This window comes from Gracilimonas sp. B-17 (assembly GCF_056857935.1).
Genome location: NZ_JBSXOA010000012.1, coordinates 240962 through 257450, shown reverse-complemented (window position 1 = coordinate 257450; position 16489 = coordinate 240962). Strand labels below are relative to the sequence as shown.

Genomic DNA, 16489 nt, shown 5'->3' with positions numbered 1-16489 from the left:
AACCTTATGAAAATTTCACATTTTACCCGGCTTGCAGGCTTACTACTTGTGGCCGGGTTTTTTATTTCTTGCGGATCATCAAAAGTAAACATCGACCAGTTGATGGCTGATAATAATTACGATCAGGCGTTGTCTGAGATCGATAGCCGGCTTGAAGAAGACCCCGGCCAACCGGATCTCTACATCAAAAGAGCTGAGATCACGGCTGAAATAGCTCAAGAAGTAAACCCCGAACTCAGAAAAGATCACTATAATCGAATTGTTGATGATTTTAGTGCCTCAGCTGAAATGGGAGCCAATGAAACCCAGCTGGCAACCATTGATAGTCTGAGACAACAATATTGGAAAACTGAACATAACTCCGGGTTGCGTATTTTTGAAGCTGATAATGCTGACAATGTTTATCAGACGGCAAAAAGCCATTTCTTAAATGCTCTCATCATTCGCCCTGATGCTGTAAGTTCATACAAAAACCTGGCTGTTGCTGAATTTAACCTGGGTAATCTTGATGCAGCTATAAGAAGTTTAGAAAATGCTGTAGACAGCAGTAATGAACCTTCTGCTGAATTATATGAAAACCTGGGATATCTGTATCTGGAAAAAGGTAACCCGGCAACTGCTGCAGAATACTACGAAATGGCCAATACGGATATGAGTGAAGACATTAATCTCGCTTATGGGCTGGTAAACGCCTATATATCCAATTTTAACCATGAAGCAGCGGCCTCCATGTTAGAAACACTCGTGGAGGAGTATCCTGACAATGCTAATTTGAGAAATGTTTATGGTACTCAGCTTTATGAGATCACCTCTGAGATCATGGCTGATCTCAAAGAAGCCTATGAAGAAAATGATACCTCTTTGGCCGAGCAGATCAAAATGGAAGCGATAGGTATGGGCGAAGAAGCTGAAACACAACTTATTGAAGCATTCAAAAGAGATACTTCGAATACTGAATACCTGGAAAGTCTTGCTGTTTTTTACAATAATCTTGCAGCTAATTATCTATCTATAGCAAAAGTAGCTTTTGAAGATGATCAGGATGAGTTGAGAAACAGAGCTGACAGACTCATCGATTTTGCCACTGATTATTATGGTAGATTAAGTGAGATGGACCCTAATAACAGTACATACAATAGCAAGCTTACAACGTTGAATAAACTGAAGAATAACTAATCAAAGAACTGCGGCTTTAAATTATATATGAAATTTAATACCAAGACCATCCACGCCGGTCAGAAACCAGAAGAAACATCCGGTGCGGTAATGCCTCCTATCTTTCAGACATCTACCTATGCACAGGAAGCTCCTAACAAGCACAAGGGATACGACTATGCAAGAGTTGGGAATCCTACCAGAACTGCGCTTGAAAAAATGATAGCAGGCCTTGAAGGGGCTGATGAAGCGGCTTGTTTCTCGAGTGGAGTAGCGGCCATGGACGCCCTTATGAAAATGCTGCGTCCCGGCGATCATGTGATTACCACTAACGATCTTTATGGCGGTTCATACAGGCTATTCACAAAGGTATTTGAACCTTATGGTATCAACTTCACCTTTGTTGATATGACAGATCTTGAGAAAGTGAAAGCAGCTGTCACAGATCAAACAAAATTGATGTGGATCGAAACCCCAACAAACCCATTACTTCGGGTTGTGGATATTAAAGCACTTTCTGACCTTGCGAAAGAAAATGATATTCTTACTGTTGTAGATAACACCTTTGCTTCCCCCTACCTTCAAAGACCATTGGAGATGGGAGCAGATGCGGTCTTGCATTCTGCAACCAAATATCTGGCCGGCCACTCAGATGTGATCCACGGGGCCGTTGCAAGTTCCAATGATAAGATCATGGAAAATTTAAGGTTTCAAACCAAAACATCCGGTGCCGTACCCGGACCTATGGACTGTTATCTTACACTTAGAGGCATTAAAACGCTTAGTGTAAGAGTTCAACGATCCGTAGAAAATGCCAAGCAGATCGCTTATTACCTGGAATCTCACTCTAAGGTAGGGTCTGTAAATTATCCCGGTTTATCCTCTCATCCCCAGCATGAACTTGCTGCCAGGCAGATGGATGACTTTGGAGCAATGCTATCTTTTACTTTAAAAGATGACTCCATTGAAGCTGCAGTGAATTTTATGAGTAATACCAAGATTTTCACACTGGCTGAAAGTTTGGGAGGGGTTGAATCACTCATCAGTCACCCGGCATCCATGACCCATGGTTCTATTCCAAAAGAAGTCAGAGAAAAGGCCGGACTTCAGGATTCTCTGATCAGAATATCTGTTGGAATTGAGGATGCAGAAGATCTGATCACTGACCTGGATCAGGCATTTTAAATAAGAATATTCTTTAAGACAGATAATACTGTAATTGCCAGGAAAAGCGCTTTCAGAACAAACAATCAAAATTATTAGATCATGCGAGAAGTAGTAATAGTATCAGCAAAACGAACACCATTGGGTGGATTTGGAGGAAGTCTTTCTTCTTTCTCAGCTCCGGAATTAGGGGCATCTGCCATTCTTGAAGCCGTAAAATCAGGCGGAATAAAAACAGATGATGTTCAGGAAGTATTAATGGGTAACGTTCTTTCAGCAGGTGTTGGACAGGCTCCGGCACGGCAGGCAGCTTTAAAAGCCGGTTTATCTGAACGCACTCCATCAACAACAGTAAATAAAGTATGTGCTTCCGGAATGAAGTCAGTTATGATCGCCGCTGATCAGATCCGACTCGGTGAGGCCGACATTATTGTTGCCGGTGGTATGGAAAGTATGAGCAACGTTCCTTATTACTTACCGAAAGAGCGATTTGGGGCTAAATACGGTCATTCAAAAGTTGAAGATGGCATTGTTAAGGACGGGCTCTGGGATGTATATAATGACTACCTGATGGGAAATGCAGGAGACCTTTGCGGAAGAGAATGTAACATCAGTCGTGAGGAACAGGATGAATATGCCATCACATCCTACAAGCGAGCCATTGAGGCCACTGAAAAAGGTTATTTTAAGGATGAGATCATCAAAATGAAGGTCAAAGACCGTAAGGGCAATGTGACCGAGGTTGAAAAGGATGAAGAACTTGATAAAGTAAGATTTGATAAGATCCCACAACTGCGCCCTGTATTTGACAAAGAAGGAACAGTAACGGCAGCTAATGCTTCCTCTATCAATGATGGGGCTGCGGCATTGCTTGTCATGAGTGCGGATAAGGCAAAAGAGCTTGGATTAAAGCCTTTGGCTAAGATCTTAAGCAGTGCAAGTGCTGCCAAAGCACCTGAATGGTTCACTACAGCACCTGCTGATGCCATTCCTATTGCATTGAAAAAGGCAGGACTTACCAAAAATGATATCGACCTTTTTGAGATCAATGAGGCTTTTTCTGTAGTTGCTCTTGCCAACAATCAGATCTTAGAGCTAGACCCTGAAAAAGTAAATATTCATGGCGGTGCAGTAAGTATTGGCCATCCACTTGGATGCTCCGGAGCCAGGATCCTGGTAACATTGATCCACGCTTTACGAAGAACCAAAGGTAAATACGGTTGTGCTGGTATATGCAACGGTGGTGGCGGTGCCTCGTCTATGGTCATCGAAATGCTTTAATAATGATACAGAGCCCGTTTTTTATACGGGCTCTTTTTTATTGACATTATTACTTCACCGATATATAATACAAGGGTATAAAACACGTAACTAAATTGTAAATCAGTTACGGTTCATCATTCGAGCAGGCAGAGTACTTCAACACCTCTCCAATTAATATTAATCCGAAGCACTACGCTCTATAGGAAAATAGCTACTAAACTTTAAGCGTTACCAAACGCACCCAGTAATTAATATCATATATGCTAAACAAGCTGCTAATTTTCAGTGGTTTGCTTTGCTTATTTTTTGTCGGAACCGTAAACGGTCGGCAACTTAAAGTAGTAGCAGAAACAAGTACCTTTACAGACTATGAGTTTGTAAATAAGGGGCATGAATTGATCCCCTCTATTGGTCTAATGATACCAATATCAGCTAATTCTTCCCCTTATCAAATACTCGAACAAAACATAGTTACTGTACGGGAATCGATCGGGAAAGAAAGAGCAATGGTCCTGAATCTGCAACGAACTGATTCTCCCCTTATCGAGCAATCGGAAAGAGGCATTCACCGCGGCAGAACTGTGAGACCTATCAGCATTAATGTTACCAGGTACAGCGACAATGAACTGCTTATAGCAGAATACCTAAAACTCAGGGTTTATAAGAGTCGTTCAACCTCTTTCAGCAGTAAATCCGCCTCCACAGTATTGATGAATGAGGGGCTGTTTGCTTCGGGCGTTTGGTATAAGATCCCGGTTCAGGAATCCGGCCTTTATGAGCTCAATTCAGAGTACCTGGAAGAACTCGGTTTAAACCTTTCTAGCATCGATCCGGATCTTATTCAGATCTGGACCACTAAAGGACACCCACTTCCAGAATCGAACAGTGAATCCCGGCCCCAATTGACTCAGGTTCCTATTATAGTTCAGGGTGATTCTGATGGAAACTTTGATGAACAGGATCGGATCATTTTCTATGGAAGTTCACCGAATTCCACTTTGAGACAAAATGGGGTATATAGTCATTCGGTACATCCCTATAGCAACCACAACTATGTTTTCCTGGGAATTGGAAACGAACAGGGGCTCAGATTAACCGAGACCTCGATCACAGGTACTCCAAACAGGATCGTTGATACATTCAGGGACTTTATATGGATCGAGGAAGAGATCTTCAAGGCAGAGGAACAGATCAAGTCTGGCAGAAACTGGCTGGGCATGCAATTTCCAGCCTCATCCGATGGTGTTTTTCAGGAAATTTTTTCTGATACCTTACCGGGACTGTCATCAACAGCTTCTCTGGAAATTTCAGGGCAATTTGTAAACCGGTCAACTTCTACAGCTTCCTTCAACATTCGCCTGAATGGTTCCTCTATCCGGTCGTTATTTCTACCGGCATCCGGATCCTACACCAGCAGTGAATGGAGAGCAGGTGTTTCAGCTTCGTTCAGTACCACTGTTGCGGCACCCACTAACACCGATATTCTGAACTTCGAAGCAGCCTACGATCACAATGCAACCGGATCTACAGGTTTTTTTGACTGGCTTAGAATTACAGCCACCAGATCACTGAGTGCCGAGAATGGGCGTCTGTTATTTTATTCACCTGAAGATGGCACATCGAATGAGATCACTGAATATCAGATAAGTGGCTTCAATGTAACTCCTTTTGTCCTGGAAGTTACTGACCCGTTATCCCCTACCCTGCTTAATGTATCCACTCAAAATGATAGTCATAGATTCAAACACTACTCAGGCATAGATCGAAAATATATTGCACAAACAAATTTATTTACCCCTGAACCCGGTTCGGTTATTCCCAATCAGGACCTTAAAAGAATTGCCTTTTATCCTGAGTATGTGATCATCACTGCCGAAAACTACCTGTCCCAAGCCAGGGATCTGGCTGATTACCGTGAACAGGTTGACGGGATGACATCCGTTGTGGTCACACAAAATCAGATCCTAAATGAATTTTCGGGTGGTGTTAATGATCCTTCTGCCATTCGGGATTACCTGAAATTCCTTTATGAAAAGGCAATTTCAGATGGTCAAACCCCACCTAAATACGTCTTACTTTTTGGTGATACAACTTTTGATTACAAGGGCATTATCGAAGATGGCCATACCAATTATGTATTGACCTATCAAAGTGAAGAGTCGCTGCATAGAACTGAATCTTATGCAACTGACGACTTCTTTGGATTTCTTGACACTGTAGAAGGCGAAATGGATGTTAACGGAAGTGGAGTAACTCCATCCAGTTACCTGCTAGATGTCGGCGTTGGCAGGATACCGGCTCAAACACAGTCTGAGGCAACTATTGCAGTACAAAAGATAAGAACATATGAAAGTCCTGAGACACGTGGAAACTGGCAAAACCTATTCACTTTCGCTGCAGATGACGACTTCCCTGATATTGAATTGAATAGGGATCTTCACGTCCTGAATGCTGATGAAACCGCAAATCTTATGGATATTTATGAACCGGGCGTTCGGCTGAATAAGATCTATCAATTCGCTTATAATGAAGAGATCACCGGTGTCGGGCGAAGAATTCCGGGTGCCTCACAGGCGTTTATAAATGCTTTCAATCAGGGTACATTGGTAATGAACTATTCCGGTCATGGAAATGAGCAGACACTCTCAGATGAACAACTTTTTGTTACTGAAAGTATTCCAAATCTTACAAATAACGATAAGCTATCAGTATTGGTAACTGCAACGTGTCAGTTCGGAAGGTATGACGATATCGATGCTCAATCAGGAGCTGAACAATTACTGTTTTCAGAAAATGGGGGCGTCATTAGTGCTTTCACTACTACCCGAGTCGTGTATACAGGGGCCGGAATCTCATCCAGAAATAACTTTGGATTGAATGTGGTCCTATCTCAAAAAATGGTAGAACGAGACCAAAATAATTCTGCTCTTCGGTTTGGTGATATTTTCATGAACACCAAAAATACATTGCTAAATGGTTCGCCTATCATTACATCCCGTAATAGTAAGAAATTCATATTTTTGGGTGATCCTGCTGCAAAATTTCAGCTACCTGTTCAAAAGACTCATATCACATCTATCAACGATTATACTGAGTCGGGACAGGATACCGTTATTACCATCAAAGGGTTGGATACGGTAACATTGAGTGGTCAAATGACCGATTTTTCGGGTGATCTCATTACCAACTTTTCAGGTCAGGCTAATATTACAGTATATGATGCTGAACGCACTGTACCCCTGCCTTCTGATCGTACCTGGGTTCAGGAAGACCGGTGTTATCTTGATGACTGTCGGTACACCGTTGAAAATGATATTCTTTTTAAGGGGAAGGCAGGCATTCAAAACGGGCAATTCACTTCAACGTTTGTTGTACCAAAGGACATCTCATTTTCTGACAGCACGGGAAGAATTGTTATCTATGCGAATGATGAACGTTTCACTGCCGGTGGGTCATTCACCAAATTACGGTTCAACGGGATCAATGAGAACGCTGTTAATGACGGCCGCGGACCTGAAATGGATATTTACCTAAATGATGACCGCTTCGTTAACGGTAGCCTAGTCAATGATTCGCCGGATTTGATCATCGACCTTGAGGATCCGTCAGGAATTAACACGACCGGAACCGGTGTTGGGCATGAGATCATTGCAACCATCGATACACAACCGGAACAAACGTTCGTTCTAAATGATTTTTACGAAGGGGATATTGATGACTTTACCAAAGGCCGTATTGAATATCCATTGGATGATCTTCCCGATGGCAGTTACACACTAAAGGTTCGGGCCTGGGACGTTCACAATAACCCATCAGAAAAGGAAGTCTTCTTTGAAGTTGCGGCACAGAATGGACTTGAGATCCGAAATGTATTTAACTACCCGAACCCTATGAATAATGTGACACGATTTTCATTTGAACATAATCAGCCGGGTAATCCGTTAGATGTATCAGTACAGATCTACACTTTAAGTGGAAGACCCGTACAACACTTGCAAAATCAGATTATTACCAACAGTTCTTATGCCAGTATTTCATGGGATGGGCATGACCGGGACCGGGATCGTTTGGGTAACGGCACTTATATTTATGTACTTCGAGTTACAGCTGATACCCCTGAAGGGAGACAGAAAACAGAAAAAATAGAAAAACTTGTGATCATTCGATGATCCATAACTTTACCTCAAAAACACTTATATTTATTTTAAAATTTAGCATCATGAAAAAAATATTATTCTTCTTTGTTGCCGGAATATTTTTATCTATTCCAGCTATTTCGAAAGCACAGGTAGCAATAACCGCGGTTCCTTTTCTTCAAATAGAACCGGACTCAAGAGCTGCCGGTATGGGAAACACCGGTGTGGCTATAGCTGATAATGCTTCTGCATATTTTTGGAACCCAGCCGGACTTGCCTTTCAGGAAGACTATAATCAAGCGAGTATCACTCACTCTAATTGGCTTGCCAATTTTAATGTCAGTGATCTTTTTTACGATAATGTAGTTGGTAAATTTCATATTCCGGGTGTTGGAAACATCGGAACTCACCTTACCTACCTGAATATGGGTGAGCAGGTTGTAACTGACGAGACAGGGCCTGAACCGATCTCCAGATTCAACAGTTATGAGATCGCTTTTGGTGCGTCCTATGGTTATAAACTAAACGAAAAGCTTGCCCTGGGAACCAGCCTCAGGCTGATCTACTCGAGTTTGGCCAGTGGAACATCGATCAGTGCACAAAAAGTTAATCCCGGCAGCAGCGTTGCCTTAGACCTTGCTCTCCTTTATAAGACCGATCCCTTTTTAGTTGGTGGCCGAGAAGCCAGGTTCAGCGCAGGTACCAATCTTTCCAATATTGGACCGGGAATCCAATACACGGACAATGCCCAAAAAGACCCCCTGCCAACGGTTCTGAGATTTGGCTGGGCATTTGATCTTGACCTCGATGATGAAGGTATCAACCGTATCACATTTGCCAACGATATTTCAAAAGTGATGGCCAGAACCGAACTGGAAACCAGTGGTGGCGATACAACAAGTGTGGCATCTGGACCTATTAAAGCACTCTTCAATTCATGGGGAAGTTATACGAGACTTGATGGAAATAATCTTGTTGAAGTTGGACTACTGCAACAATTTATGATCGGAGCCGGACTTGAATACTGGTATGCTGATCAGTTTGCACTTCGCGGAGGGTATTATTTTGAAGACCCACAAAATGGTGACAGAGAATATATCACCTTTGGTGCCGGTATCCGGTACAATATTTTAGGTGTTGATTTCAGTTATATCAAAACGCTTGAAACTGATCACCCGCTTGCCAACACTTTGCGATTTAGTTTACTCATCGATTTTTAATCTATGTATAAATTCAGGTATCTCATGAAAAGCATGTTAGTATTTAGCATGCTTTTTGTTTTTTATGAACATGCCACCCCACTTCAGGCACAAACTATGCCTGCTGCTCGCAACCATGCGATATCTGCTTCTTCCCCCTCATTATCTGATCTTCAACCCCTTGATGCCACGGGTACATTGAATGTTGTGGCCATTATGGTAGAATTTCAACCCGATGATGACCGATTGACCACCGGTACCGGAATATTTGGCAGCAATGGAATGGAGGGACTTCCTTTTCTGACTAGAGCAGAAGACGTAAGGATCGAACCTCTTCCCCATGATCGCGCATATTTTGAAGCTCATTTAGAATTTGCAAAGAATTACTTTGAACGATCCTCTGACGGTCAACTCACCATCAACTATCGGGTGTTGCCTGATGTGTACCGCCTTCCAAACAGTATGTCATATTATTCACCGACCGGGGAAACATTCACCTATGAAAAATTAGCGGTACTTGCACAGGATGCATGGCAACAGGTTGAAAATGGCCCTGATTTCGATGGAGCCGGTCTTGATCCTGAAAATACTGCATTTGTGATCTTTCACGCCGGAGTCGGTAGAGATATTGAACTCACCGGTACCAATCTAGACATCACTCCTTATGATATTCCTTCCATCTACCTGCGCAAAAATGACCTTGGGGTATTACTTGACCAACAAAATTTTGATGGTTTCCCTGTAAACAACGGTAACTTGCGCATTACCAACTCGATGATCATCCCACGTACAGAAAGTCGGCGTGGACTTGACATACAGGATAATGAATTTGTATTACCTCTATCTATCAATGGACTACTGGTGGCTTCTATAGCCAGCCATCTTGGTTTGCCAGACCTCTTTAATACTGAAACCGGTGAGCCGGGTATTGGTCGATTTGGACTCATGGATGGTGCCGGGTTTTTTGCCTATAACGGTCTGCTTCCCCCTGAGCCCTCTGCCTGGGAAAAGACGTATCTTGGGTGGGAAACTCCATTTGAAGCAGATCCCAGCTCCAATACCCCCATTGAACTACCGGCGGCTTCACTCAATTCAGTGAACAGCATAGCCAAAGTATCCTTATCCCCATCAGAATACTTTCTTGTGGAGAACAGACACCGGGATCCATTGGGAAACGGCCTGACACTGACCATTCAAACCCCTCAGGGAAACCTTATTCAGCAAACTTTTACCAATGAAGACGAAGATTTCGTCTTTCAGCAAGAGGATTTTGATAAACTATTAGAAGCGGGAGTGGTCATAGATGCCTCAAACTTTGATTTCAGTCTTCCGGGTGGTTTAGATACCGGACAAGATTCAAATAACCCACAGGATGACCGCTATTTAAACGGAGGTATGCTTATATGGCATATTGATGAAAGGGTCATCAGTCAGAATCTGGCTTCAGGCTCAGTAAATGCAGATCCTGATCACCGCGGTATAGATCTTGAGGAGGCAGATGGAGCCCAGGACATAGGCTTTGAAATTCCGGGAGCTTTTAATAACAATGCCTCCTTTGGAACAGCCTTCGACTTTTGGTGGGCTGGCAATGATTATAGGGTGATCCTCGAAACCGGGTCAGAGATCTCACTTTATGAAAATCGATTCGGTCCAGACACTACCCCTGATAATAGCAGTAATTCGGGCTCACCCTCTTTTTTTGAATTGTATGACTTTTCGGATAACCTGCCCGTATCATCTTTTAGCATCAGAGGCGCAGACCCTTATGATAATCACTACACTTCAGCTCTTAATGTACAGTTAGATCCGGATCTGGATTTTTTTACTTCAAATGATCCGTATTACACTTCATTTCCTCTCTCACTTACTATTTATGAAACTCAAATTGATACCTTTCTTATCATCCCCTCTTCTTCCGGTGTTCTGGCAGTGAACCTCTCCGGCCCGACACAGGATGTGTTCCAACTTTCGGACGTTCCGGTTCAACAACCTTATGTGGGTGATCTCCTCATTTTAGCGGAAAAACCCGATCTGGGCGATACTGATATCAATTTGGCAGCTCTTGTGTGGAACAGCCAATCCAATAGCTTTGATACTACATGGACTTCCACAGTTCCGGCAAACAGAGGTTTTCTGAGTTCTCAATCCGATCAAATACTCCATGCCGATCACACGAATACCGGGATCGACCTCACAAATGGAAGTACCTTAATTCTGCAACCCGACCCATTTCAGCGGTCCTCGATCGTTGGCGGTGTTTATGCGGAGATCACAAATTCAATACTTACTTTATCATCTGATCCTTATATAAATGTTCAGCTTGGAAGCGGTAATTACCGGGAGTATGTAGGATCAATTCAGCTCGGTGATCAGCTGTTATATTTCCTTTTGCAGGACGATTCTTATTCGCTCCTTGATACGGATGCTCTTAACCTGATCACACCTATTTTTGAGGGACCGGATATGGAATGGCCTGCCCTGTCTGAAAACGCCGGAACATACTTTATCGACAGACAACATAATCAGCTTGTTGGACTGAACAGGTCTGGTGGTATTGAATCTAACACTCCAATTCCTGCACCTGATCAGATCAAATTTATTGGCACCCCCTTAATTACCGGATCCACCGAGACCGGTAGAAAGACTTTTTATATTGTTGGGCAGAACCAAAACTCATTGGATCTGTATGCCTATGATTCAGAGGGAAACCTGCTTGAAGGATTCCCGCTTTATGTTGGAGGTGCCATGGGTCAAGATCTGCAACCGATTCACCCGATCATTCATAATGATGAACTATTTGCTGTTTCACACGATGGTAATCTTCGATCCTGGAAGCTTAGAAATATTCAAACAACAGAATGGAATTCCCGATACGGAGAATTCAGATTCAATAAACATAATGCCAATGTTCAGAAAAGTGAACCTGATGATGAAAATTCATATGGTGTCCTTAATAAATCTGAAACCTATAACTGGCCAAACCCCGCCGATGACGTCACACATCTCCGCTTCCAGATAGCCCCACCGGGTGGAACCGTAGAGATCACTATCATCACTGCAGGAGGGCAGATCATTTTTAAGAACACTTATCAATCTGCCGGAGGTTTTCCGGAAGATATTGAGATCGACACCGGGAACTGGCAAAGCGGTGGATATATTGCCCGGGTCAAGGCCAGGGTTGATGGTAAAACAGACTCAAAGATCTACAAGATCGGGATCGTTCATTGAGATCAATCAGAATCTACATATTATTCACTGCTCTGTTACTGGTTCTGCCTCATCAGATCGCCCTGGCTCAAACAGATGTTCAGCTATATGATTATCCACATAATCATCTTAAGTGGTTTACTATTGAAAGTGACCACTTCCTCATCCACTTTCAGGAAGGGAACAGCCGTTCTGCTAAAGTGGTGTCCCGGATCGCTGAGGAGGTCTATGACCCCATCACTTCATTATATCGACATGAACCTTCTGAGAAGGTCAGCATTGTGCTCAAAGACCGTGAAGATTATTCAAATGGTGCAGCCTATTTCTTTGACAACAAGATCGATATCTGGTTACCGGCTTTAGATACTCCACTCCGTGGTACGCACAACTGGATGAGAAATGTAATAGCTCATGAGTTTGTGCATATCGTACAGATCCAGAAAGGAATGAAACGATCCCGAAAGATCCCTGCATTTTATTTTCAATGGTTATCGTATGAGGATGTCCGTCGTCCTGATGTATTATATGGTTTTCCTAACGGATTGATAACCTTTCCCTTTGCCACAGTTAACGTACCGGCATGGTTTGCAGAAGGTACAGCACAATATCAGACAAATGGATTATTCTATGATACCTGGGACAGTCACCGTGATATGATTCTGCGCTCAAGGATATTGAGCGGGACCCAATTCACACTTGCCGAAATGGGAACCTTTTCATCCAAAAACAGTCTCGAGCGGGAGACCGTATACAATATGGGTTATGCCTTTGTTATCTATCTGGCTGATCGGTTTGGTGAAGACATTCTTCGGGATATAACAGTGGCTTTGAGCGAAAAGGGTGTTTATGATATATCCAATGCCATTGAATTAGCAACCGGTATTGCCGGGCAAGAGGTATATGATGACTGGATCCGTGAACAAAAGGCATTCTACCTACAAGCCATTGAGAATATTTCGGCATCACCATCGTCCGTTGTTGAAGGGAACGGCTTCTTCAATTTCTACCCACAGGTTTCGCCGAGTGAAGGCCAGGTTGCCTATCTGTCAAATAAAGGCTTGGATAGTGGAATACTCACACTATACATAAAAGACCGGCGTCATAAGTCTCAAGAGATTGCCCTGGTCAGTGAACTGGATAATGAAACGCTTACTTCACATTTGAGTTTATTGGATAATAAGCCAACTTATCTTGTTAGCTCTATTTCTTATGCACCTTCGGGAGATAAAATTGTCTACTCCACCAATAAAAGAAATGCGGTAGGAGAGTTTTATAGAGATCTCTTCATCTTCGACCTGGAGACCGGGAACACAAACCGGTTGACAAACAGCGCGCGACTTCAGTTTCCCAACTGGAGTAACGACGGCAGGATCATAGCTGCGGTTCAAAACGAAACCGGCACTCAAAACCTGGTCTTTTTATACCCGGATTCACCGGATTCGATAATGAAAATAACAAATTTTACTGCTGGCCAGACGGTTTCAGTCCCTGCCTGGAGTGCCGATGATAAAAAAATATACTTTGCTTCTTCAAACCTCAGTAACCGAAATATTTATGTGGTAGATGTACAAAGCCGTGAGATCAAACCTGTTCTTGAAAATGAATACATTGATTTTCGTGACCCGCATGTTGGCCCGGAGGGTGAGTACCTGTACTATTCAGCAAATTATGAAGGAATTCACAATATCTACCGAAGTACTTTGGATGGCAGTGATGTACAAAGGTTAACTTCTGTGATAGGTGGTGCCTTCATGCCTGCGGTTACCAAAGATGGCTTCCTTTATTTCTCTGAATACGCTGACAACGGATATCGGATCAAGTTAGCGGATCGGGCTACATTAATGAATCACGACCATTCTGGTACATATTACCTTCCATATGCGGGTGAAACTGTACAACATCAGATGCCTGACCCATACATTCAGTACCTCAATGATTTTGATGACTCTGATATCAAACCCTTTAACGAACGGGAAATAGCTATTGCTGATACGGGTACATTTGATTTTAGCCTTTCAGATCTTAGTAACCATCAAAATAGGCAATTCAGGGAGTATGAGAGTACCTACACCGGCTTTAGTTTTTTTCCCGTGCTTAGATTCGATAATTATTCAAAAGAATATGGCAATAACGGCTCTTTGATCAAGAATGGATACGTAGGAAAATTGGGGCAAAACCTGCTGAGGGATGCAAAAGTAGGCACCTATTTTTCTTCCAGAGACGTGATCGACCGACTCAGTATTTTTGGAGGATTGATGGTAGGACCCGCCTCTCAGCCGGCTGAAAGTATTGGTGGATTTTTCCGCCCCGACCGCCTGTTTGGCTTGGATCGTGATGCCTTTTTGATCGCAGAACACCGGGGACTTCCCTTTATAGAAAAAAGCTGGTCTCCTACGGTATCTATTGAATTATATAACATGCGACGAAATGTATCAGATGGTCTTTCTATAGAGGAATTTCCCTGTACATCCTGTTTGCCAGATACCACCTATACTGACATCGCTTACAACATATGGGAAGCCGGGCTATTCTTCAGAAGTAAACTTAACCGCAGAAGTATGCTGGAATTGGGAATTTCTTACAGTCCATACAGGGTCTCAACGGAGAGCTTTTACTCTCGTGAGCTCCGTCAACAAGTGAGCGGAAGTTCATCGGAGTATTTTAAGGGTACTACACTTTCAGCCTCCTATACCTTCGACTATTATATGTACTCTAATGATGCAGATATTGCACCTCTTGGCTTAAAGGGGTATTTGCGTTATCAGTATCAACCCTCAAAGCTCTTGGAGGAATATGAGATAGAGGACGGTTCACTTTCCCCGGTATTTAATGAACAGAAGAACCACTCGACGGAGTTACATCTCCGTTATGGATTTAAAACGATCGGTGATCAGGCATTTCAAGCCAGGGTCAGGGGATTTCATTATTTTAATGATCCCGATGATTCATTTTATACAGATTATATTGGAGGGTTCATGGGCATGCGCAGTTACCCATACTTTGCATTGGGTGGCAATACCACCGCTTTTAGTTCCCTTTCCTGGTTCGCCCCCGTTTGGAGAGGTATTCATACCCAAAAAGGACCATTCACCATAGATAAGATCTTCGCCCGCTTCTTCTTTGAAACCGGGAACGGCTGGAAAAGCCCATTTGACACCGGTAACAAACTCAAGTCAGGATTAGGGGCTGAACTCCGGATTGCGATGAACGGCTTCTACTTATTTCCTTTAAAATTCTTCATCAGTGGGTCTTATGGACTCGACCAATTCAGCCTCACCCTGCCAGACGATTTCATTACCAATTCAGGTTCTAATCGGGTAACATATGGACAGGAATTATTATTCCATTTTGGTTTAACCTTTGATTTTGAGTTGTTATGAGATCAATAAATGCAATTTACATTCTGTTGACATCCTTAATACTGACCTCGGTCTGTCAAGCTCAGTATGTAACCGATTTTACAAATGAGATCTTCATTGATTCAGTATCAGATTCTAAAACCGAACCAGAATCTTTGATAACAAAAAGGTCCTTTGTCAGTTCCGCTTCAGTTATTGATCTCCCCAGGCAAAATCCCGGTGCTGCATTTTTGGCCTCAGCGGTTCTTCCCGGAGCAGGGCAGGCAGCAAACAAAAAATGGGTTCGGGCCGGAGTCTATTTCACTGCTGAGGTGGTGGGGTTGATCTATCACCTTGATAGAAATGCAAAAGCCCGAAAGCAGGAACGAGCATACGAACGGTTCACTCATCAAAACTGGAGCGTAGTAGCATATGCTGAGTGGTTGGTCAATTACTCACAGATCCATGGCATTGACAACAACTGGCAGAGTCTTCAGGCTCAGCTATCCGGAATCTCACCTGATTGGAGTGATACAAGAAATGACTGGGATCAAATCCCGCTAAATATTCTTCATGATGTAGAAGCATCTACACCCTTTTATTTTAAGGACCGGATTGGAAGTAACTTTTCCCATTTGTTACCAAATTATGGATCCCAGCAATACTACGAACTCATCAGCAAGTACTACCAATATCAGCCCGGTTGGCTCGACTGGTATAATGAGTTGACCACCTCTCCTACTCAAAATGAGGCCATGTACCGTTATTTCTGGAATGGAACTGATCAACCTTTTTCACTCTTTTATGAGGGCCGGGACCGTGCTGAAGAATTTAATGATAACTACCGCGTTGCAGGGAACATACTGAAACTGATCGTGGTAAATCATGTTGTATCGGCTTTCGATGCTTTTTTTACTGTACAGTTAAAAAACAGCCGGATCGAAACACAAACTCATTTGATGCAGCTCGAGCAATTTTCAGTAACCTGGCACTTTTAACCCGCCAATAGTTCCCGTATTTTATGGAC

8 protein-coding genes are annotated in these 16489 nt (G+C 43.0%); all 8 read left to right on the top strand.

The window, feature by feature from the left end; all coding sequences use genetic code 11:
* Nucleotides 1-6: 6 nt before the first annotated feature.
* The 8 genes from AC13FX_RS09655 (at nucleotide 7) to AC13FX_RS09620 (ending at nucleotide 16460) form a co-directional block, all read left to right on the top strand.
* Nucleotides 7-1176, top strand: coding sequence for a tetratricopeptide repeat protein (locus tag AC13FX_RS09655; RefSeq protein ID WP_482880344.1), 1170 nt, complete (start codon nucleotides 7-9; stop codon nucleotides 1174-1176).
* A gap of 27 nt (nucleotides 1177-1203) precedes the next feature.
* Nucleotides 1204-2340 carry a cystathionine gamma-synthase gene (locus AC13FX_RS09650; RefSeq protein ID WP_482880343.1) on the top strand — a complete coding sequence of 379 codons (1137 nt, stop codon included), beginning with the start codon at nucleotides 1204-1206 and terminating at the stop codon, nucleotides 2338-2340.
* A gap of 81 nt (nucleotides 2341-2421) precedes the next feature.
* Nucleotides 2422-3600, top strand: coding sequence for an acetyl-CoA C-acyltransferase (locus tag AC13FX_RS09645; RefSeq protein WP_482880342.1), 1179 nt, complete (start codon nucleotides 2422-2424; stop codon nucleotides 3598-3600).
* A 242-nt stretch (nucleotides 3601-3842) separates the two neighbouring features.
* On the top strand, nucleotides 3843-7751 hold the full coding sequence (porU, locus tag AC13FX_RS09640) for a type IX secretion system sortase PorU (RefSeq protein WP_482880341.1): 3909 nt from the start codon (nucleotides 3843-3845) through the stop codon (nucleotides 7749-7751).
* 50 nt (nucleotides 7752-7801) lie between these two features.
* Nucleotides 7802-8938 (top strand): type IX secretion system outer membrane channel protein PorV, encoded by a 1137-nt coding sequence (gene porV, locus AC13FX_RS09635; protein ID WP_482880340.1) that lies wholly within the window; start codon nucleotides 7802-7804, stop codon nucleotides 8936-8938.
* 3 nt (nucleotides 8939-8941) lie between these two features.
* Nucleotides 8942-12145, top strand: a complete 3204-nt coding sequence (locus AC13FX_RS09630) for a T9SS-dependent M6-like inactivated metalloprotease (protein WP_482880339.1) — start codon at nucleotides 8942-8944, stop codon at nucleotides 12143-12145.
* Nucleotides 12142-15504, top strand: a complete 3363-nt coding sequence (locus AC13FX_RS09625) for a TolB family protein (RefSeq protein WP_482880338.1) — start codon at nucleotides 12142-12144, stop codon at nucleotides 15502-15504. The genes AC13FX_RS09630 and AC13FX_RS09625 overlap by 4 nt, the downstream gene beginning before the upstream one ends.
* Nucleotides 15501-16460: a DUF5683 domain-containing protein gene (locus tag AC13FX_RS09620; protein WP_482880337.1), complete on the top strand. Its 960-nt coding sequence runs from the start codon at nucleotides 15501-15503 to the stop codon at nucleotides 16458-16460. The genes AC13FX_RS09625 and AC13FX_RS09620 overlap by 4 nt, the downstream gene beginning before the upstream one ends.
* The last annotated feature ends 29 nt before the right edge of the window (nucleotides 16461-16489 follow it).

Excerpts from the sequence above, each read along its gene's own strand:
- AC13FX_RS09655 (WP_482880344.1), top strand. The coding sequence starts at position 7 with ATGAAAATTTCACATTTTACCCGGCTTGCAGGCTTACTACTTGTGGCC.
- AC13FX_RS09650 (WP_482880343.1), top strand. The coding sequence starts at position 1,204 with ATGAAATTTAATACCAAGACCATCCACGCCGGTCAGAAACCAGAAGAA.
- AC13FX_RS09645 (WP_482880342.1), top strand. The coding sequence starts at position 2,422 with ATGCGAGAAGTAGTAATAGTATCAGCAAAACGAACACCATTGGGTGGA.
- porU (WP_482880341.1), top strand. The coding sequence starts at position 3,843 with ATGCTAAACAAGCTGCTAATTTTCAGTGGTTTGCTTTGCTTATTTTTT.
- porV (WP_482880340.1), top strand. The coding sequence starts at position 7,802 with ATGAAAAAAATATTATTCTTCTTTGTTGCCGGAATATTTTTATCTATT.
- AC13FX_RS09630 (WP_482880339.1), top strand. The coding sequence starts at position 8,942 with ATGTATAAATTCAGGTATCTCATGAAAAGCATGTTAGTATTTAGCATG.
- AC13FX_RS09620 (WP_482880337.1), top strand. The coding sequence starts at position 15,501 with ATGAGATCAATAAATGCAATTTACATTCTGTTGACATCCTTAATACTG.